Genomic DNA, 20251 nt, shown 5'->3' with positions numbered 1-20251 from the left:
CGATACTTAGATAGTGGTATTAGAACCACTACGAATTTTATACCAACTTGATTAATTAAGTGGTCTACTTTGAGGCGATAAAATCTAGTCGATAACACCGCTTCCGCATCCTGCTCACGCCAAGGTACCTACATCCATCTAGGCAAGGCAAAATTTTGCTATTTAGTGTTCTAAATAAAAAATTTTTAACGCTGTTAGCGTCAGACTTGCTCCTTCAAATTGAGCAAGAATTAAGACAAATTGGTATTACATATAACTTTTTGCAGCAGTAATGATTTTCTTTTTCGCAAAAAAGAAATGACGACGTTTACCGCCGAGTTGGCGCCACAGTACTGCACTACGGATCCCCGCAAGTAATAGCGCCCGAATTTTTTGTTGTGTTGCTGTTTGTTTTAATAACTCAGGCTTACCGAATACTTGGATCTTAGGACCAAGAGGGCTTATCACTTGACCGTAAATGTCGGCAAGTGCGGCAACAACTTGGCTTTCACAGATATCAAAGTGTAATAACTGGCGCTCAACTTGCTGAATTTTTTGTGCTAATAAATCAAGAGATTTGCTATCGTTACTTAGCACTCGCTCTAATTGCATCATCGCGCCAACATACTTAACCATTTCAACGTCTTTTTCGCCGCCAGCCGAAAGCTGCTCAATTAGCGTTCGACAGCCTGTTTTGATGGCAAATTTGTCTGGGTAAACGTCCTCTGGGCGTTCAGGAGAAGTGTTAATAATGCTTTTTAAAAAGCTCTCAACTTCGTTTTCATTGAAGGTGCCGTAACGCGCACATTTTTGTACCAGTTTACTGATCTGACACATTGCCGCCAGAGGCATTACGTATTGGTTTTGCATTATTTAATCACCGACTCAATAATACCGCCGCCAAGGCACACGTCATTTGCGTAGAATACCGCAGATTGTCCGGGAGTTACGGCTTTTTGTGGCTCATCGAATAGCACACGTGCCATACCATCTTGGCCAACTAATAACGTACAAGGGATGTCGGTTTGGCGATAACGTGTTTTTACCGTGCAGCGAGTTGTACCTTGCGGACCTACGCGGTCGACCCAATGTAGTTGATTTGCGTTTAAACCGTTGCTGAACAGGCGAGGGTGGTTTTTACCTTGACCAACAACCAGTACATTACGTTCGATATCTTTATCGACCACATACCAAGGTTCGCCGTTGCCTTCTTTTGAACCACCAATTAATAGGCCCTTACGTTGACCTAGCGTGTGGTACATCAAGCCTTCATGCTCACCAACATGATTACCTTCACAATCTTCAATCACACCAGGCTGCGCGGGCAAAAATTTGGCAAGGAAGTCTTTAAATTTGCGCTCGCCGATAAAGCAGATCCCGGTTGAATCTTTTTTATCGTGCGTGATTAAGCCTTGATCTTCTGCAATTTTACGCACTTCTGGCTTTTCAATTTCACCGACAGGGAAGAGTGTTTGTGCAATATGTTCATGGCTCAATGTGTAAAGGAAGTAGCTTTGATCTTTGTTCTCGTCATCTCCACGAAGCATAACGAATTTACCGTCACGCTCCGCGCGACGAACATAGTGGCCAGTTGCGATATAGTCCGCGCCCAACGCTTCTGCTGCAAATTGTAAAAATGCTTTAAATTTGATTTCTTTGTTGCACATGATGTCTGGGTTTGGTGTACGGCCAGCCTTGTATTCTTCAAGGAAGTGTTCAAACACATTGTCCCAGTATTCAGCAGCAAAGTTTACGGTGTGTAGCTCAATACCTAACTTATCACACACTGCCTGAGCATCTTTTAGATCTTCAGCTGCTGCACAATACTCATCATTGTCATCTTCTTCCCAGTTCTTCATAAACAGGCCTTCAACTTGATAGCCTTGTTGTTTTAAAAGGTAGGCAGATACAGAAGAATCTACACCGCCGGACATTCCGACAATGACTTTAATGTGACTATTATCGCTCATAATTTCGCTATTAATCTTAATGCTCAGATAGAAAGCGCTTATTATACTCAAATCTCTTTAAATTGCACGTCCGTGAGGCGTTCAAGCGCAGGAGAAAAGTCCTAGTAGGAAATGCTAAAGCACTCGATATTCACCGTTTTTAAGATCGCCCAGACTATATTTGCCTATTTGTGCGCGAATAAGTCTAAGCGTGGGATGACCAATATGCGCCGTCATACGACGAACTTGTCTATTACGTCCTTCTTTGATGGAAATAGAAAGCCAGGTTGTCGGGATATTTTTGCGTTCTCTAATCGGCGGGTTACGTGGCCAAACATTGGGCTCAGTTATTACTTCTACTTTGGCAGGTAAAGTTGGACCATCTTTTAGTTCTACACCGTTTCTAAGCGCATTTAGGCTTTCGCTACTTGGCTCTCCTTCGACCTGAACCCAGTAGGTTTTATAGGTCGATTTTTTAGGAGAAGTCAGGGTGTTTTGTAATTTACCGCAGTTGGTCAGTAGCAATAGTCCCTCACTATCTCTATCCAAGCGACCTGCTGCATACACATCTTTGATATCAATAAAATCAGCCAATGTTTGACGATTTTGATCATCAGTAAACTGACACAAAACATCAAAAGGCTTATTAAATAGAACGACTTTTACTTGCTCTGGCGGTAGGGCGGGTTTTGACTGCCGGTTAGTTATTGGCTTTTTCCGCGTTGTGGTGTGTCTAGAGAATGCGGGCTTGTTAGCATGTGATTTTCTTTTGTTATTTGTGCGGGCTCTACTACTTGTGTTCATCGCCACATTCCTAAGGTTCACGAAAAATGGCATTTTAGCGTAATTGCTCACGAGTGTCGCCTGAAAGCAAAAAAGCGACCCTTGGGCCGCTTTTTGACTGTTATCCGAAGATTACAGTGACGCTAATACGTCGTTAAATACCGCAGAAGGACGCATAGCTGCGAACGCTTTGTCATCTTCTGGCTGGTAATAACCACCAACATCCATTGCTTGACCTTGTGCTTCATTCAGTGCTGCAACAATATCGGCTTCTTTTGCTGTTAGTTCCGCAGCAACATTTTCAAACTTAGCCTTCAGCTCTGCATCTTTGTCTTGTGCAGCAAGCTCTTGAGCCCAGTACATTGCAAGGTAGAAATGGCTACCACGGTTATCAAGCTCTTTCACTTTACGTGAAGGTGACTTGTTTTCATCTAAGAATTTAGCCGTTGCTGCATCTAATGTATCTGCAAGTACTTGTGCCTTAGCATTACCCGTTGTTTGGCTCAAATGCTCAAAAGAAGCAGCCAGTGCAAGGAATTCGCCTAGCGAGTCCCAACGCAAGTGGTTTTCTTTTTCGAACTGTTGTACGTGTTTTGGCGCAGAACCGCCCGCACCAGTTTCAAATAAGCCACCGCCATTCATTAGTGGAACGATAGATAGCATTTTTGCACTGGTACCGAGCTCTAAAATTGGGAATAGGTCAGTTAGATAGTCACGTAATACGTTACCCGTTACTGAAATAGTATCTTCGCCTTTTTTCATGCGCTCTAGTGAGTATAGCGTTGCATCTACTGGTGCTTTGATTAGGATTTCAAGGCCATCAGTGTCATGCTCAGGCAAATATGCGTTTACCTTTTTGATAAGTTCAGCATCGTGAGCACGGGCTTCGTCTAACCAGAAAACGGCAGGTGTATTCGTTGCGCGAGCACGGTTAACCGCTAGTTTTACCCAGTCTTTGATCGGTGCATCTTTCACCTGACACATACGCCAGATGTCGCCCTCAGCAACGGTATGCTCAAGTAAAGTGTTGCCCGCAGCATCAACGACGCGGATTGTGCCAGCTGATGGAGCTTCAAACGTTTTGTCGTGTGAACCGTACTCTTCCGCTTTTTGTGCCATTAGACCGACGTTAGGAATTGTACCCATAGTACGTGGGTCAAATGCACCATTTTCTTTACAGAAATCGATAGTTGCGCCGTACACACCTGAGTAGCAACGATCAGGGATCACAAAAGCAGTATCTTGTTGTTTACCTTCAGCATTCCACATCTGACCGCTTGAACGAATGGCAGCAGGCATTGATGCATCGATGATCACGTCACTAGGTACATGCAGGTTTGTAATACCACGGTCTGAGTCTACCATCGCGATATCAGGTGCTGTCTCGTAAACTGCTGCAAGGTCAGCTTCGATTTCTTTGCGCTTCGCGTCGTCCAACGACTCAATTTTTGAGTACACGTCGCCAACACCGTTGCTTGCATCAACACCGATTTCAGCAAATGTCGCCGCATGCTTTTCGAATACGTCTTTGTAGAATACTTTTACAGCATGACCAAAGATGATTGGATCTGACACCTTCATCATGGTTGCTTTCATGTGTAGCGAGAATAAAACGCCTTTATCTTTTGCTTCTTGTACTTGCGCTGCTAAGAATTCACGTAGTGCCTGTACACTCATACGAGAGGCGTCAATGATTTCACCTGCAAGTAGTGGCGTGCTTTGTTTAAGTACGGTGATGTCACCATTGCTCGCTACGTGTTCAATACGAACATCAGTCGCTGCAGCAACCGTTACCGATTGTTCAGAACCGAAGAAGTCACCGTCAGCCATTGATGCAACATAAGACTGAGAGTCTTTAGACCAAGCACCCATTGAATGCGGGTTTTTACGAGCGTAGCCTTTGACTGAAGTTGGAGCACGGCGGTCTGAGTTACCTTCACGAAGTACAGGGTTTACTGCACTGCCTTTGATTTTGTCATAACGTGCTTTAACATCGGCTTCTTCGTCTGTTTTTGCTTCAGAAGGATACTCTGGAAGCGCATAACCTTTAGCTTGCAATTCTTTAATCGCTGCACGAAGTTGTGGAATTGAAGCACTGATATTAGGTAACTTGATGATGTTAGCTTCAGGCGTTTTCGCAAGTGCACCTAGCTCAGCGAGTGCATCACCAATACGTTGTTCTTCTTTTAAGTACTCAGGGAAAGTCGCAATGATACGTCCTGCAAGTGAAATATCGCGAGTTTCAACTTCGATATTTGCAGGCTTAGTGAATGCTTGGATGATTGGCAATAGCGAGTAAGTTGCGAGAGCCGGGGCTTCATCTGTTTTGGTATAGATAATTTTCGATGTCATCATCATTCCTAGATAGTTGTGGGCTGTTACGCCGTTCAACAATTGCTAATAGGACTAAGCAACGCAATTTTCACACTCAACAACGTGTTGTTGTAGCCGGTTTAAACTGGACCAGTTCACTAAGCGATTAGTGAAAGATGCAAAAAACCTCGACAATCCTCGTTAGAATCGATGTCTAGGTAGCGCAGCATTAGCAAGTTTGTTAGGTATTTATACTTTTGGCTTATCACAATAACTGGTATTCATTCAGCATTGAAATGCATCAAAGTAGCAATATCTAACCAACCTGAAATTGACTTTGCAAGCGTGCTTTAGTCTAACAGTGTTTGCATATGGGGGCTAATTATTAAATTTAAAGTGCAAAAGTGAAAAGTTATAACAAACTTGATAAAGGAAAGGCTGAAAATTTCTTTTAGATTTTGGTGGAGCGATTCAAAGAGAGGAATAAGCGAGCACTCATGTAACCCGCTTTAGCCAAAAACTACTTAACACTTATACAACATCTTCCGTAATTGGAGCGATGTTGGTTGCGTGTAGACCCTTAGGTCCTTGTTGTAGCTCGAATGATACATCCTGACCAGCTTTAAGCGTCTTGTATCCATCCATTACAATCGTTGAGTAATGAGCAAAGATATCTTCGTCACTGCCGTCTTCTACGATGAAACCAAACCCTTTGGCGTTATTGAACCATTTGACTTTTCCGCAAGCCATACTTCTACATCCTTCTATAAGTTGACTAAATTAAAGTTAATCTACTCTTTTAATTTTGCTAAACTGCCCATAGATTAGACAGTCATGTAAGACTGTAGTTTATATGAGCAAGCAGTCAAGTTTTTTGCTCTTTTTTTTAACATTTTATTTATTTCTCAAATCTATTTGCTTGAGTATCTAAGACAAGACTATATTTATTATGAGTGGGACAAAAGATTCTGGTGTATTGGACGCCGTTCGCGAGGAACAGAAGCAGCAGCTTCAACCGCCGCGAAAATATAAAGTGATTTTGAATAATGATGATTACACGCCCATGGATTTTGTTGTCGAGGTATTGACGACATTCTTCAATATGGATAGCGAGAGAGCAACTGAGGTGATGCTTGAAGTGCATCACAAGGGAAAAGCGGTATGTGGAGTATACCCTGCTGACATAGCCCATACTAAGGCTGAGCAGGTAAACCGATATGCTCGTGACAACGAGCACCCGCTGCTCTGTAGTTGTGAGCAGGAATGACCTATAAATTTCTTGTTGGGGGTTGCCAATGCTAAACAAAGACTTAGAACTTACTCTTAATGCCGCGTTTCGCGAGGCTCGTTCTCGCCGTCACGAATTTATGACGGTTGAGCATTTATTACTTGCATTGATCGATAACCCTTCTGCTAGTGAGGCGCTAGATGCCTGTGGTGTCGATATGGATACCTTGAAGCGCGAGTTATCAGAGTTTATTGATGAAACTACGCCTGTTATTCCTGATTTAGAGGAAGACAGAGAAACACAGCCGACACTTGGTTTTCAACGTGTGCTACAACGCGCTGTATTCCATGTTCAATCCTCTGGTCGCTCAGAAGTGACTGGGGTAAATGTACTTGTTGCTATTTTTTCTGAGCAAGAAAGCCAAGCTGTTTATTTACTTAAAAAGGCTGACGTGAGCCGCTTGGATATCGTTAATTTCATTAGTCATGGTATCTCTAAGATTGAAGATGATCACGAGCAAGAAGATCATGAAGAAATGCATGACGATAGCGGTGAAATGCAACAGGAAGAGAAAACCAAGCTGGAAAATTTCACTTCTAATCTAAATATTCAAGCGGAATCTGGACGCATTGATCCGCTGGTTGGTCGTGATGAGGAAGTTGAGCGTACGGTTCAGGTACTGTGCCGTCGTAAGAAAAATAACCCATTACTCGTTGGTGAAGCGGGGGTTGGTAAAACCGCGATTGCTGAAGGTTTAGCGTATCGAATAGTTAATAATCAGGTACCCGATGTAATTGCCGATGCAGTGGTTTACTCACTGGATATGGGGGCATTACTTGCGGGTACAAAATATCGCGGCGACTTTGAGAAGCGCTTTAAAGCGCTACTAAAAGAACTTCAATCGAAACCTCATGCGATATTATTTATTGATGAAATCCATACCATTATCGGCGCTGGCGCTGCTTCAGGTGGTGTGATGGATGCGTCTAATCTAATTAAGCCACTATTATCGAGTGGACAGCTTCGCTGTATGGGCTCAACAACATATTCTGAATTCAAGAATATTTTTGAGAAAGACAGAGCGTTAGTGCGCCGCTTCCAAAAAATTGATGTGGTTGAACCAAGCGTCGAAGATACCACTAAGATTTTACATGGTTTGAAAGAGCGGTATGAAGAGCACCACGGTATTCGTTACACGCAAAAAGCGTTAAAAGCGGCAGCTGAGCTGAGCGCTAAATATATCAATGAGCGCCATTTGCCTGACAAAGCAATCGATGTCATTGATGAAGCGGGCGCCAGTCAAAGGCTACAGCCAACTTCAAGACGTAAGAAAACGATTAATGTGTCGGACATTGAAGCGATTGTGTCTAAAATGGCGCGTATTCCACAGCAAAGCGTGTCATCTAGTGATAAAGAAACGCTCAAGAATCTTGATCGTAACTTGAAGATGTTGGTGTTTGGCCAAGATGAGTCGATTGACGCGTTAACATCAGCAATTCGCTTATCACGCTCTGGTCTTGCTAATGAAGACAAGCCTGTAGGTTCATTCTTGTTTGCAGGTCCTACAGGGGTCGGTAAAACCGAAGTAACCAAGCAACTTGCTAAGTGTATGGGCATAGAGTTTATTCGCTTCGATATGTCTGAGTACTCTGAGCGCCATGCTGTTAGCCGACTAATAGGTGCGCCTCCGGGATACGTTGGCTTTGAGCAAGGTGGACTGTTGACCGAGGCTGCAATCAAGCATCCTCATGCAGTGGTGTTGCTGGATGAAATAGAGAAAGCGCACCCAGACATCTACAACATTCTGTTGCAGGTTATGGATCATGGTACATTAACAGACAACAATGGTCGTAAGGCAGACTTTAGAAACATTGTGTTGGTGATGACAACAAATGCGGGTGTGCAAGAGACTGTTCGTCAATCGATTGGATTCCAGCAGCAAGACTACTCTCATGATGCCATGGTAGAAATCAATAAGGTGTTCACACCAGAGTTTAGAAACCGCTTGGATAACATCATTTGGTTCAACCACCTAGAGAAAGAAGTTATCTTGCAAGTTGTTGATAAATTCATTGTTGAATTGCAAGCGCAGCTTGATAAGAAATCGGTTAACCTGGAACTTACGGCGCAAGCACGAGATTGGCTGGCAGATCTGGGTTACGACAAGGCAATGGGGGCTCGTCCAATGGCGAGGGTTATTCAGGACAACCTGAAAAAGCCACTTGCCAATGAAATCTTGTTTGGTCATTTGTCTGATGGTGGGACAGTGAAAGTTACAGTGAAAGACAACAAGTTGTCCTTTGATTACCAAACGGAAGCGGTGTCAGCATAAAACCTCTGAAGTATTTATAAAAAGCCCAGCGTCACTGGGCTTTTTGTTATCACTCAGTTTGATGCGGCATCACCGTTTCTCAAACTCAGTGCTAGTCGTTCGTGTATACTAATTGCTTGAATGAACTTGGTATACCTAAGTAACATCAGTATGTTGAAGTCGCTTGGGTATCAACGAGTTTACGGCATCAACTTAGTATAAATCTACACACGCAGATTAATGAGCACGGAAGACGATGATGCTCCCTTTGAACGGTGGGGTTAAAATAAAAAGCTTCAAACGACAAAAAGCCCAGAATAACTGGGCTTTTTGTTATCACTCAGTTTGATGCGGCATTATCGTCTCTCAAACTCAGTGCTAGTCGTTCGTGTATACTAATTGCTTGAATGAACTTGGTATACCTAAGTAACATCAGTATGTTGAAGTCGCTTGGTACGGCACCAACTTAGTATAAATCTACACACGCAGATTAACGAGCACGGAAGACCATGATGCTCCCTTTGAATGGTGGGGTTAGAATAAAAAGTTTCACACGACAAAAAGCCCAGAATAGCTGGGCTTTTTGTTATCACTCAGTTTGATGCGGCATCACCGTCTCTCAAACTCAGTGCTAGTCGTTCGTGTATACTAATTGCTTGAATGAACTTGGTATACCTAAGTAACATCAGCATGTTGAAGTCGCTTGGGTATCAACGAGTTTACGGCATCAACTTAGTATAAATCTACACACGCAGAGTAACGAGCACGGAAGACCATGATGCTCCCTTTGAATGGTGGGGTTAGAATAAAAAGTTTCACACGACAAAAAGCCCAGAATCGCTGGGCTTTTTGTTATCACTCAGTTTGATGCGGCATCACCGTCTCTCAAACTCAGTGCTAGTCGTTCGTGTATACTAATTGCTTGAATGAACTTGGTATACCTAAGTAACATCAGCATTTTGAAGTCGCTTGGGTATCAACGAGTTTACGGCATCAACTTAGTATAAATCTACACACGCAGATTAACGAGCACGGAAGACAATACGTCCCTTTGATAGGTCGTAAGGCGTCATTTCAACAGTAACTTTGTCACCAGTCAAAATACGGATGTAGTTTTTGCGCATTTTTCCAGAAATATGTGCAACAACCACGTGACCATTTTCTAGTTCAACACGGAACATTGTGTTTGGTAGCGTGTCAAGGACCGTGCCTTGCATTTCAATTACGTCTTCTTTCGCCATGTGTAGCGTATCACCTCTTGGTTAAATTAAACGATGCAGATTTTGCCCAAAAGCGGGGAATAAGTAAAGTTACAAGCTGATTTTTTGTTAATTTGGTCATTTATTCAGCCAGTTTTACCAAAGTTTTTTGCTTCTATTCCTAACGCATTTCAAAATCTGGAGCCTTGTTGATAGGCAAGGGCGACATTCTAGCATAGGAAAGTCTGCTAGTAACGCATGTTTTTTGTCCATGCTATAGGATAGTTGTGGTGTAAAAGGAGGTGTATTCCTGCATTTGAGCAAACGTATGCAGGAAAGCTAGGTATTAAGCACAAGGTTGTGAGACATCCGGATCAATATCTTGCCAAATATCTTTAACTAGCTTTTGTGCTGGAACAAATTGGGTTTTGTAACGCATTTTCTTGCAGTCGTCGATTTGATAACCCAAGTACAAGTACGGTTTATTTTGTTTCGCTGCCTGTTCGAGCTGAGCCATGATCATGATAGTGCCGATACTTAGTGATTCATACTCAGGATCGAAAAAGGTATAAATAGCAGACAATGAATAAGGCATTGAATCAGTGACGGCTACTGCAATTAATTTATCTTTGTGCCATAGCTCGATAAAGACGATGTTCATCCAACGACAAAATAAGAAGCTTTCGTACTGGAGACGGTTAGGTGGGTACATAGAGCCATCGCTGTGACGTAGGCTGATATATTTTTCGTATAGCGGATAGTATTCAGGACGCTCCTGGTGGCTAATAATTAGCTGATAATCTTGCTTTAATTTATTGCGTTTGCGTTTTTGAGATTTACTCGGTTTAAATTCTTGAGTTAATACTCTTACTGATTGACAAGCTGAGCATGCGGGACAGTGTGGACGATAAATCTGGTCTCCACTGCGGCGAAACCCTAATGCTAACAATTGTTCAAATCTATCTGGGCTGTAACAATTTGGGTCTAGAATAACCAGTAACTGTTCCTTCTGCTCAGGTAAATAACTACAACTAAATTGTTGGCTCAGTCCGATTTTAGAAGGAAAGTGTTCATTCATAGATAGCTTTCAACTCCTGAGGCTGCCACATTGATGATGGGATCTCAAATCGATCCGCCAATTTAAGTCTAGTCAAAAACTCGCTCCTTGGTACAACTTTTAATCCCAAACTTGTTAAATAAGGATTTTCAAGTTGGCAATCAATAAAATGTGCCTGATGGGCTTTGAGCCAATTTACCAGTGCCCACATCGCCATTTTGGACGTATTAGGTAAGGTGTGGAACATAGATTCACCACAAAATACACCAGACTGCATGATGCCATATAGCCCGCCAACTAGGTTACCTTGATCCCATATCTCCACACTATGTGCTAACCCCTGAATGTGCGCTTGCTGATACGCAGCCAACATCGCATTTGTGATCCAAGTTCCTTCAGCGGCCATTCGTTGATTTCTACAAGCTTCAATCACTTGTGAAAAGGCGGTATTGATAGTGACGGTTGGACTGAGTTTACGTTGCGCTTTTCTTAGTGTTTTACCACAGTGAAAATCTTGAAGCTCCAAAATGCCGCGCTCGCTTGGGCTCCACCACATAATTGGCTCACCTTCATTGAACCAAGGAAAGATCCCATTGGCATAAGCGTTTTTCAGACGTTTTACTTGTAAACAACCACCAATAGCAAGCAGTCCATCTGGTTCAGATAAGGCATAGTGATTTGGCGGAAAACGAAAGTCATCGCAAGCAAGGTGGAACAGTTGTTGGATCATTGAACAAACTACAAGATTGTTATTTATTTCAATATAGCAAATTAAGGCAAGGAGGGAAGAGGGTCAGTCTAGACCGACCCATTTATCTATTATTTTTGGCTATCTAAGAAGCGCTCAGCGTCTAGTGCTGCCATACAGCCTGTACCAGCAGAGGTAATTGCTTGACGGTAAATGTGGTCAGACACATCACCTGCTGCAAATACACCTTCAACACTGGTCTGTGTTGCGTTACCATTTAGGCCCGACTGCACAACCAAATAACCATCTTTCATCTCTAGCTGGCCCTCAAACATATCTGTGTTTGGTTTGTGACCAATCGCGATGAAAACACCAGCAAGATCAAGTTGCTCTGTCGCTTCGGAATCAGTATCTTTGATACGAATACCAGTAACACCCATATCATCACCTAGCACCTCATCAAGTGTGCGATTTAGATGTAACACAACATTACCATTCGCTGCTTTATCCATTAGGCGATCGGCAAGAATTTTCTCACTGCGGAAAGAATCGCGGCGGTGAATAACATGTACTTCTTCAGCGATGTTTGATAGATAAAGTGCTTCTTCAACCGCGGTATTACCACCACCGACAACCGCAACCTTTTGACCACGATAGAAAAATCCATCACAAGTCGCACAAGCAGATACGCCACGGCCTTGGAACGCTGTTTCAGACTCTAGACCAAGGTATTTAGCAGATGCGCCTGTTGCGATGATTAACGCATCACAAGTATAAGTACCTTGATCGCCAGTGAGTGTGAAAGGGCGCTTCGTCACGTCAACTTTGTTGATGTGATCGAAAATGATTTCAGTTTCAAAGCGCTCTGCATGCTCTTTCATACGGTCCATAAGTGCTGGACCCGTTAAACCATGTGCATCACCAGGCCAGTTCTCGACTTCAGTTGTTGTAGTCAGCTGACCACCTTGCTGCATACCTGTGATTAATACTGGGTTTAAATTTGCTCGTGCTGCGTATACCGCGGCAGTGTAGCCTGCAGGACCCGAACCTAAAATCAACAGTTTGCAGTGTTTTGCATCGCTCATGTAATTTTCCTAACTAAATTCTAAAAAATGCTATTAAGCAAAAGTTTGTTCGATTCTATGTAATTCAATAGGGAAGTAAATAAAAAACCGTAATCCGATTTGGTATAAATTGGCAAGTTGTCAAAAAATTTGTACTGTTTTGTTTTAAATCGACTACAGATTGAGCAATCTTGTTCTGGACTAGCAAAAAACAGCAGTATTTCATGACCTCAGGTTTTTTTTTTGATATGTTTTAGAGAATTTTGTTTTGCTATCAAGAGTTGATAGCCTAATTGAAAAGGTACATATGGCATTTTGGCAGAATACCCCAGGCTTTGGGTTAAGTGCACAAGATTGTGAGGTGTTAACTGATGCTAAGCAATATCATCAGACGCTTTTACAACTGATCTCACAGGCAAAAACGCGTATTTATATCACCGCACTTTATCTTCAAGATGATGAGGCAGGTCGTGAGATATTGCACGCATTGCACGAGGCTGCACAGCAAAATCCAGACTTAACGGTAAAAGTGTTGGTTGATTTTCACCGTGCGCAACGTGGCCTCATTGGTGCTGAAAAGTCAGAAGGCAACGCCAAGCTATATTGTGATTTAAAAGAGCAGCTAGGCACTCAAGTCGAAGTGTATGGTGTGCCGGTAAAAGCAAAAGAGCTTTTTGGTGTGTTGCATTTAAAAGGCTTTGTTATTGACGACATCCTGCTTTATAGTGGTGCTAGTTTAAATAATGTCTACTTGCATCATGATGAAAAATACCGCCTAGACCGCTACTTTGTGATTAAACAAGCACAGCTCGCGGATAGCTTTTGCCATTTTACCGATCAAGTGCTGATAGCGTCCGACGCAGTACCTAGACTCGACATCCGCCCATTACCTACTTTACTCGACATTCGTACTGAGCAAAAACAGCTGATGAAACAGTTGAAAAAGGCCAGTTATGATATTTCCAAGGCGAACAGTCGGGAAGGTCTAACGGTTCGTCCATTTTTAGGTTTTGGTCGTAGAACTAATAAGCTAAACCGTCTTATTAAGGCGCTTTTCGATACCACAGAACAAGAGTTAGTACTTTACACCCCTTACTTCAATTTTCCGGCTCCTCTACTTCGCTCGCTACGTCGTTTACTGAAAACAGGTAAAAAGGTAACAATAGTGGTGGGGGATAAAACGGCAAATGATTTCTATATCAGTCCAGAGCAGCCATTTAGCCGAATTGGTGCGCTTCCTTATTTGTACGAAACCATTTTGTATAAATTTATCAAGTCGCAACGCCGCTTCATAACTGCCGGATTGCTGGATGTGTATCTGTGGCAAGATGGCAATAACTCGTTTCACTTGAAGGGAGTGAGCAAAGATGGCGATACGCATTTAATGAGTGGTCACAATCTCAACCCAAGGGCGTGGGGGTTAGATATTGAAAATGGCATTCTAATAGAAGATCCCGACAAAGTATTGTTGCCTCAAATTGAGTTAGAAAAGCAAGAGATCTTAAAACATTGCCGTCGCATCGAAAGCCACGATGATCTCGAGACACTAGCGGATTATCCAGCACCGGTGAAAAAACTCCTTGGTCAGGCCAAGCGTGTGAAAGTCGACTTTATCATCAAGCGTTTTATTTAACGCAAGAACTGATAATTTTAAAAAAGGGACGAGCGTCCCTTTTTTACTTTCTTATTTTTGATTATACGCTTCGTTGTGTGAGCTCGCTGCGCGACCTGATGGATCGGCATTGCGCTGGAAAGACTCGTCCCAAGCAAGCGCTTCAGGCGTTGAACACGCCACAGACTTGCCGTGAGGAACACACTTAGCTGCCGCTTCTCCAGGGAAATGCGACTCAAAAATGGTGCGATAATAATAGGCTTCTTTGCTATCAGGTGTATTGATTGGATAGCGGTAGTGGGCGTTTTCAAGATCCGAGTCGCTCACTTGCTGACTAACATACTCTTTTAGTGAATCGATCCAGCTATAGCCTACGCCATCAGAAAATTGCTCTTTTTGGCGCCACAATACGTCATCGGGTAAATAGCCATCAAACGCCTCACGGATAATATGTTTTTCGATACGGCCATCTTTACACATTTTGTAGTCTGGGTTAGTGCGCATGGCAATATCGACAAATTCTTTATCTAAGAAGGGTACACGTGCTTCAACCCCCCAAGCTGCCATCGACTTATTTGCACGTAAGCAATCAAACATATGCAGTTTCGAGACCTTTCGGTTTAGCTCGTTGTGAAACTCCTCAGCATTTGGTGCTTTGTGGAAATACAAATAGCCGCCAAATAGTTCATCGGCCCCTTCACCCGATAGCACCATTTTAATGCCCATTGCTTTAATGTAGCGTGCCATGAGGTACATAGGAGTAGAAGCGCGAATGGTTGTGACATCGTAGGTCTCTAGGTGATAGACCACTTCTTTCAGAGCATCAATCCCTTGTTGTACGGTAAAGTGAATGGGATGGTGAACTGTGCCGATTTTATCCGCTACCTTTTGTGCTGCAGCGAGATCGGGTGAACCTTCCAAGCCAATGGAAAATGAGTGAAGTTTTGGCCACCAAGCATCGGAAGCATCATCATCTTCGATACGCTTTGCTGCAAACTTTTGTGTGATAGCGGAAATCACAGAAGAATCTAGACCACCAGACAGCAACACGCCATACGGCACATCGCACATCAATTGGCGTTTTACTGCGGCTTCTAGCCCATTTTTAACCGTTTCGGCGCTGGCCTCATTGTCTTTTACAGCACTAAATGCTTGCCAGTCGCGTTGGTAATACTCTCTTGGACCACCTTCTTTTGAATACCAATAATGGCCAGGAGGAAACTCTTCAATTTGTGTACAAATAGGTGTGAGCGCTTTCATTTCACTGGCGACATAGAGGTTACCGCTTTGATCACGGCCAGTGTAAAGTGGAATGATACCGATATGATCACGACCAATTAAAAAGGCATCTTCCGTTTCATCGTACAAACAAAATGCAAAAATTCCATTGAGATCATCTAAAAACTCAGGGCCTTTTTGCTTGTATAGCGCCAAGATCACTTCACAGTCTGACTCTGTTTGAAATTCAAATGGAACGGTCAGTGTTTTTGCAAGCTCTTTATGATTATAAATTTCACCATTTACCGCCAAAATATGTGTTTTTTCAGGGTTAAATAATGGTTGTGCGCCGCTAGAAACGCCAACAATTGCCAAACGCTCATGAACTAGGATGGCTTTTTCACTTGAATATACCCCTGACCAGTCGGGGCCACGGTGTCTTAATTTTTTTGACATTTCGATCGCTTGCTCACGAAGTGCAAGGGGATCGGTCTTGATGTCAAGTACGCCGAAAATTGAACACATATTTCCTCATTCCTATTGATGTGTTGATAATATCAACAAATTATTATTGCTCACGGAAGCATAGCTACCATGAGATAGTTTAAGTTCTACCAAAAATAATTTGATAAGTCACACAATGAAATAGAGAAAATGTGAATTTTTTGTGATGTGCAATGGTGCAATTCTGCACCATTTTGGGGCATTACTTATTAGTGTGTCGTTCCAGCGACAAGTTTAATATCTTGCTTTTGTGTAATAGCACTGGTTAATAGGATTTTTATTCCTTTAACTAGGGTGTCAATGTCCATACTGGGCGCACCAGGGTGGTGCGCCGCTTGGGAGGGCAAGTATGGAATATGTACAAAGCCACCACGGCACGCTAAGTCATGTGTACTAAGATAGTGCAGTAATCCATACATCACATGGTTGCACACGTAAGTGCCCGCAGTATTAGAAATACTTGCAGGAACTCCCGCTTGAAGCGCACTACTTAGCATACTTTTTATTGGTAAAGAGGCAAAGTAAGCATCGGGTCCGTGTGTAACGACTGGTGTATCTATCGGCTGGTTTCCTGCGTTGTCGGCTATTCTGGCATCGTTAACGTTAATCGCAATACGTTCGATGGAGATATCACAGCGTCCACCAGCCTGGCCTAAACAGATCACGATGCTTGGGTGATACTTATCTATCGCTTGTGTTAAAGACTCAATACTTTTGTCAAATTCACAAGGTAACTCTTTTGTGTGGATCAGGTGACCTTCAATGGTCTCACCTTCTAATAGCTGAGCTAATTGCCATGAAGGGTTGATGGACTCACCACCAAATGGGGTGAACCCAGTCACGAGGACACAAGGTTTACTGTAACTGGACATTAAAAAACGACTCCGTACATAAGAAAAATATTAATCACCAATAACGTTATAGCGGTTGGTATTTGCACTTTAATGACTTGGTATTTATCTTTTAAATCTAACAGTGCCGCTGGCACGATGTTGAAGTTAGCGGCCATCGGTGTCATCAGTGTTCCACAATAACCCGAATACATGCCAATTGCGACGAGCGGCGCAGGATCAGCGCCATGCCCCTGGATCAAAAATGGCAGCGCAATACCCGCCGTCATTACCGGAAATGCGGCAAATGCATTGCCCATTATCATGGTAAAGAGTGCCATGCCCACACAATACAGCACAACGAGCATAAAGCGGTTATCTGGCGAAATAAACAATGTCACTAAGTCTTGGATAGCAGTGCCAGTGTTTGCGACGATAAATACACCGCCAAGCATTGCTAGCATCTGTGGCAATATTGCTGCCCAGCCTATTGAATCAACTAAGCGACGAGACTCAGAAAGTGCTTGTAGTGGACTGCCTTTGGTTATTTTCCAGCTCACCAGCAATGCGATGGTGCAAGCGAGTGTCAGTGCTGAAAGCGTTACGTGCTCCTGATCGAATAGATAAAAATCGCCGAGCTGGATCTCACTTAAGATGATAGTACAGATAACAGTAACGATTGGAATAAGTACAGCAGGAACAAACAATTTATTACCAAACCGATTTGCATCTTCTGTTTTGGCTCGTTCGCACGGCATGTCGTAATTTCCCATGGAAACCATATTCATACCTGCAAGCAGTGCGATGATCACCACGTTGATGCCAATCCATAAATATGTATTTCGCTCACCAATCAATGCGATAGAAGCATCGCCAAAGATAAAAACAGAGCCAAATAAAAACCAAAATAGTGCCGTAGTGAGACGCTTAGGATGGGCCTTATCTTGTAGCGTTTTTACCACCAGAAACATCACGATAAAACCAATCAATAAATAGATGTTGTCAATTGAAAGTAGGCTAGATTGCGCGTCAGAAGTGTTCATTAAGCTCATAATGACTCCTCCTTAAGCGCTGAATTTGTGTTGCTAAGTGTTTGCTCTTCTTCGCTTTGTTGCTGCTGACAGCGCGCAATTTCTGCCCGGATTTTTGCTTCAAATCGCGCTAAACGGAAGAGATGAACAATGAGCGCGGCAATTGCAGTTGGTATTGCCCAAAGTCCGATATGTAGCGGTTCAATCCCGGCAATGCCGTTTTCTTTTAGAAATGCATCCATCAGAAGTACAGCACCAAAGGCGATAAAAATATCCTCGCCAAAGAACACGGCAATGTTATCGCAGGCGGCAGCATGTGCGCCTATCATGTCTTTTACATCTTGTGGCAGGTCGCCGTATTGGTTTGCCGCAGCGCCTATCGCCATCGGAGCAAGCAGTGGTCTAACGGTTTGCGCTTGGCCCGCTAAATTGATTAACCCCAGCGCAGCGGAGCACTCACGGACCACAAAATACATACTTAAAATTCGAGAAGTGGTCGCCCCTTTTATGCCCGCAACCCAAGCTTTAGCGCGTTGCTGTAAACCGTAACGCTCTAAAATTGCAATCACGGGTAAGATAAGTAAAAAGCTCGCAAGCTGGCGAGAGTTCATAAACTTTTCGCCAAAGGTGGCAATTAAGTCGACAAAGTCTATTCCAACGGCAAAACCAGTAACTAGACCTGCCGAGGTGACAACCAATAAGGGATTAAACCTCAGAGCAAAGCCAATAACAATCACGGCAATGCCCGAAAGGGGAAGGAGATTTAGCTCAGTCATTTTGTTGTTCTTTATTTTTAAGCGCTAACCTTAGCTGATTGAGATGCGCCTGTACTCGGTGAGATTCCTTTGCTGCATCTATAAGGGATGTTGATTTTAAATGGATACAATCACCCGCGCCTAATTGGCTCAAGTGGCGCATATCGGCTTGAATGATGGTACCAATAATTGGATAACCGCCTGTGGTTTGGCAGTCATTCAATAGGATAATGGGCTCGCCACTGGGGGGCAGCTGAATAACGCCTGGGTGGACGGCTTGGGTTGCAATATTATGTGTATGTATTAGGCTGCTATGGCCACTTAGGCGAATGCCCATACGATTACTGCTGGGGTTTACTTTCCAAATGGTGTCGTTTAATACACTCAGTGTCTGTTTGGAAATTAACTCGAGATGCGGGCCTGGAATAAAGTGGATGAGTTTTTCATAACTGGGCTGTAGACCACCAACGGCGCCTTTGGCAGTGCTTGGCGTGTAGCTTAGTTTGTCCCCTTGTTTAAGAGCTCGGCCGCATACTCCTCCAAAGCCTGCCATGAGATCGGTTGAATAACTCCCAAGCAGCTTGTCTATGTTGGTAAATCCACCTTCGACCACCAAATAAGCGCGTAAACCATCGCGATTTTGTTTAAATGTCAGCTTATCTCCAGCTTTAGCGCTGTAGCGCCAGCAAGGGTATATCGCTTCATCGTTTAAAGCAGCATTGAGATCTGCCCCCGCGATAACAAAGTTAGTGGGGGCGTGGAAGTGAAACTCGCATAAGCCAATGGTCACTTCAATAGCTGCATTATCGTCGTCATTTGACAAGAGTGTATTTGCAAGTTTAAGCGCAACAGGGTCGATGACACCTGCTTGACTTACTCCTAAGTGGCGAAGTCCTTGACGGCCAATGTCTTGAATAGTTGAAAGTGGCCCAGGTTTAATAACTTCTAGCATGATTTCTCCACAAAACGCACGATATCTCCCGGTTGTAGCAAGCTTGCGGATGCAGAATTTGGGTCAAATAGCGTAGTATTGGTTTGTCCAAGTAAATGCCAGCCACCAGGAGATTGACTCGGGTAAATTGCACTGTAACTGTCTGCGATGGCAATACTGCCTTTGGGGACTTTGGTAATCGGTGTGGATTTTCGGGGTAATTGCAGCGCAGCTGGTAACCCTGATAAGTAAGCAAAACCGGGTAAGAAGCCAATAAATTGTACTTGATAATCAACGCTTGAGTGCAGCTCGATAAGCTGTTTTGGTGTCAGTTGTAATTCGTGGGCTATACGTTCAAAATCCTGTCCGAATTCTTTGCCATAAAACACCTCAATATGATGGCGTGTTGGCTTTACCTCTGCTACTTCTAGGTCTTGCCAATGTGCTTGGATTTTATGTTGCCAGGCATCGGCTTTACGGGGGTCTTTTAAATAGGCAGTAACGGAAGATTTGGCAGGCACTACATCAATAAAAGCACCGCTACTATCAAGCCATTTCTTGAGGGCGAACAATTGTTGATTAATTGGACTTTTGCTATCAGGCAAACACGTTGCATTTACAACAATTGCTTGCTCACCTAATAGATAACAACTCACATCGGACATAGACAATAACAGTTGGTTGCTTTGGTAAACGTTATATTTCTTATAACACACCTCGCAATTGAAACGAAGTTATTGCTATCAGTTGCCGTTTTGTTGTAGTTACAAAAAAGCCGTATTTAAACACGGCTTAAAAT

General features: G+C 43.3%; 18 protein-coding genes. 3 read left to right on the top strand and 15 right to left on the bottom strand.

The features are described 5' to 3' along the window. Positions 1 to 246: 246 nt before the first annotated feature. The 5 genes from hflD to cspD form a co-directional block, all read right to left on the bottom strand. Positions 247 to 849 (bottom strand): high frequency lysogenization protein HflD, encoded by a 603-nt coding sequence (gene hflD / locus GSF04_RS14805; RefSeq protein WP_211857660.1) that lies wholly within the window; start codon positions 847 to 849, stop codon positions 247 to 249. Beyond that, a complete protein-coding gene (gene mnmA, locus GSF04_RS14800) occupies positions 849 to 1949 on the bottom strand; it encodes a tRNA 2-thiouridine(34) synthase MnmA (protein ID WP_010379287.1) in 1101 nt (366 codons plus the stop codon). Before mnmA ends, hflD begins: the two co-directional genes overlap by 1 nt. 114 nt (positions 1950 to 2063) lie before the next feature. Continuing rightward, complete coding sequence (locus tag GSF04_RS14795; protein WP_211857659.1) at positions 2064 to 2732, bottom strand: pseudouridine synthase; 669 nt, start codon at positions 2730 to 2732, stop codon at positions 2064 to 2066. Positions 2733 to 2843: 111 nt separating this feature from the next. Further along, complete coding sequence (locus GSF04_RS14790) at positions 2844 to 5063, bottom strand: NADP-dependent isocitrate dehydrogenase (RefSeq protein ID WP_211857657.1); 2220 nt, start codon at positions 5061 to 5063, stop codon at positions 2844 to 2846. A gap of 492 nt (positions 5064 to 5555) precedes the next feature. Beyond that, positions 5556 to 5774, bottom strand: coding sequence for a cold shock domain-containing protein CspD (gene cspD / locus GSF04_RS14785; RefSeq protein ID WP_010379294.1), 219 nt, complete (start codon positions 5772 to 5774; stop codon positions 5556 to 5558). A gap of 199 nt (positions 5775 to 5973) precedes the next feature. On the opposite strand from cspD, the gene clpS reads away from it, so the two are divergent. After that, entirely contained in the window at positions 5974 to 6291 is a 318-nt protein-coding gene (clpS, locus tag GSF04_RS14780; RefSeq protein ID WP_010379297.1) for an ATP-dependent Clp protease adapter ClpS, read from the top strand. 28 nt (positions 6292 to 6319) lie between these two features. Continuing rightward, positions 6320 to 8584: an ATP-dependent Clp protease ATP-binding subunit ClpA gene (clpA, locus tag GSF04_RS14775; RefSeq protein WP_211857655.1), complete on the top strand. Its 2265-nt coding sequence runs from the start codon at positions 6320 to 6322 to the stop codon at positions 8582 to 8584. 1001 nt (positions 8585 to 9585) lie between these two features. Here clpA and infA read toward each other — a convergent pair. From infA to trxB, 4 genes are all read right to left on the bottom strand, one after another. After that, entirely contained in the window at positions 9586 to 9804 is a 219-nt protein-coding gene (infA, locus tag GSF04_RS14770; RefSeq protein WP_002962494.1) for a translation initiation factor IF-1, read from the bottom strand. Positions 9805 to 10108: 304 nt separating this feature from the next. Then, a complete protein-coding gene (locus GSF04_RS14765; protein WP_130126462.1) occupies positions 10109 to 10840 on the bottom strand; it encodes an arginyltransferase in 732 nt (243 codons plus the stop codon). Further along, entirely contained in the window at positions 10833 to 11549 is a 717-nt protein-coding gene (aat, locus tag GSF04_RS14760) for a leucyl/phenylalanyl-tRNA--protein transferase (protein WP_130164205.1), read from the bottom strand. Before aat ends, GSF04_RS14765 begins: the two co-directional genes overlap by 8 nt. A gap of 89 nt (positions 11550 to 11638) precedes the next feature. Beyond that, positions 11639 to 12592 (bottom strand): thioredoxin-disulfide reductase, encoded by a 954-nt coding sequence (trxB, locus tag GSF04_RS14755; protein ID WP_017217521.1) that lies wholly within the window; start codon positions 12590 to 12592, stop codon positions 11639 to 11641. A 286-nt stretch (positions 12593 to 12878) separates the two neighbouring features. Between trxB and pssA the strand changes: the two genes are divergently transcribed. Beyond that, the gene (pssA, locus tag GSF04_RS14750) at positions 12879 to 14204 is read left to right on the top strand and encodes a CDP-diacylglycerol--serine O-phosphatidyltransferase (protein WP_211857653.1); all 1326 of its coding nucleotides are present in this window, start codon (positions 12879 to 12881) and stop codon (positions 14202 to 14204) included. Between the two features lie 51 nt (positions 14205 to 14255). Here pssA and asnB read toward each other — a convergent pair whose 3' ends face one another. The 6 genes from asnB to pxpB form a co-directional block, all read right to left on the bottom strand. Next, positions 14256 to 15926 carry an asparagine synthase B gene (gene asnB / locus GSF04_RS14745; RefSeq protein ID WP_211857651.1) on the bottom strand — a complete coding sequence of 557 codons (1671 nt, stop codon included), beginning with the start codon at positions 15924 to 15926 and terminating at the stop codon, positions 14256 to 14258. Positions 15927 to 16114: 188 nt separating this feature from the next. Beyond that, a complete protein-coding gene (gene pcp / locus GSF04_RS14740; protein ID WP_010372450.1) occupies positions 16115 to 16777 on the bottom strand; it encodes a pyroglutamyl-peptidase I in 663 nt (220 codons plus the stop codon). Continuing rightward, complete coding sequence (locus GSF04_RS14735) at positions 16777 to 17787, bottom strand: DUF979 domain-containing protein (RefSeq protein WP_138523046.1); 1011 nt, start codon at positions 17785 to 17787, stop codon at positions 16777 to 16779. The genes pcp and GSF04_RS14735 overlap by 1 nt, the downstream gene beginning before the upstream one ends. Beyond that, the gene (locus tag GSF04_RS14730; protein ID WP_211857649.1) at positions 17784 to 18542 is read right to left on the bottom strand and encodes a DUF969 domain-containing protein; all 759 of its coding nucleotides are present in this window, start codon (positions 18540 to 18542) and stop codon (positions 17784 to 17786) included. Before GSF04_RS14730 ends, GSF04_RS14735 begins: the two co-directional genes overlap by 4 nt. Further along, positions 18535 to 19473, bottom strand: a complete 939-nt coding sequence (locus GSF04_RS14725) for a biotin-dependent carboxyltransferase family protein (RefSeq protein ID WP_211857648.1) — start codon at positions 19471 to 19473, stop codon at positions 18535 to 18537. Before GSF04_RS14725 ends, GSF04_RS14730 begins: the two co-directional genes overlap by 8 nt. Beyond that, a complete protein-coding gene (pxpB, locus tag GSF04_RS14720) occupies positions 19467 to 20117 on the bottom strand; it encodes a 5-oxoprolinase subunit PxpB (protein ID WP_211857647.1) in 651 nt (216 codons plus the stop codon). The genes GSF04_RS14725 and pxpB overlap by 7 nt, the downstream gene beginning before the upstream one ends. Positions 20118 to 20251: the final 134 nt, after the last annotated feature.

It is taken from the genome of Pseudoalteromonas sp. A22 (assembly GCF_018141345.1).
Lineage (GTDB): Bacteria > Pseudomonadota > Gammaproteobacteria > Enterobacterales > Alteromonadaceae > Pseudoalteromonas > Pseudoalteromonas maricaloris.
Note: the sequence above shows the minus strand (reverse complement) of the source record. Positions and strands in the feature narration are given on the sequence as shown.

Coding starts and splice junctions, on each gene's coding strand:
- infA (WP_002962494.1), bottom strand. CDS start 9,804: ATGGCGAAAGAAGACGTAATTGAAATGCAAGGCACGGTCCTTGACACG.
- trxB (WP_017217521.1), bottom strand. CDS start 12,592: ATGAGCGATGCAAAACACTGCAAACTGTTGATTTTAGGTTCGGGTCCT.
- GSF04_RS14795 (WP_211857659.1), bottom strand. CDS start 2,732: ATGAACACAAGTAGTAGAGCCCGCACAAATAACAAAAGAAAATCACAT.
- hflD (WP_211857660.1), bottom strand. CDS start 849: ATGCAAAACCAATACGTAATGCCTCTGGCGGCAATGTGTCAGATCAGT.
- clpS (WP_010379297.1), top strand. CDS start 5,974: ATGAGTGGGACAAAAGATTCTGGTGTATTGGACGCCGTTCGCGAGGAA.
- pssA (WP_211857653.1), top strand. CDS start 12,879: ATGGCATTTTGGCAGAATACCCCAGGCTTTGGGTTAAGTGCACAAGAT.
- mnmA (WP_010379287.1), bottom strand. CDS start 1,949: ATGAGCGATAATAGTCACATTAAAGTCATTGTCGGAATGTCCGGCGGT.
- pcp (WP_010372450.1), bottom strand. CDS start 16,777: ATGTCCAGTTACAGTAAACCTTGTGTCCTCGTGACTGGGTTCACCCCA.
- cspD (WP_010379294.1), bottom strand. CDS start 5,774: ATGGCTTGCGGAAAAGTCAAATGGTTCAATAACGCCAAAGGGTTTGGT.
- pxpB (WP_211857647.1), bottom strand. CDS start 20,117: ATGTCCGATGTGAGTTGTTATCTATTAGGTGAGCAAGCAATTGTTGTA.
- GSF04_RS14765 (WP_130126462.1), bottom strand. CDS start 10,840: ATGAATGAACACTTTCCTTCTAAAATCGGACTGAGCCAACAATTTAGT.
- GSF04_RS14725 (WP_211857648.1), bottom strand. CDS start 19,473: ATGCTAGAAGTTATTAAACCTGGGCCACTTTCAACTATTCAAGACATT.
- aat (WP_130164205.1), bottom strand. CDS start 11,549: ATGATCCAACAACTGTTCCACCTTGCTTGCGATGACTTTCGTTTTCCG.
- clpA (WP_211857655.1), top strand. CDS start 6,320: ATGCTAAACAAAGACTTAGAACTTACTCTTAATGCCGCGTTTCGCGAG.
- asnB (WP_211857651.1), bottom strand. CDS start 15,926: ATGTGTTCAATTTTCGGCGTACTTGACATCAAGACCGATCCCCTTGCA.
- GSF04_RS14735 (WP_138523046.1), bottom strand. CDS start 17,787: ATGAGCTTAATGAACACTTCTGACGCGCAATCTAGCCTACTTTCAATT.
- GSF04_RS14790 (WP_211857657.1), bottom strand. CDS start 5,063: ATGACATCGAAAATTATCTATACCAAAACAGATGAAGCCCCGGCTCTC.
- GSF04_RS14730 (WP_211857649.1), bottom strand. CDS start 18,542: ATGACTGAGCTAAATCTCCTTCCCCTTTCGGGCATTGCCGTGATTGTT.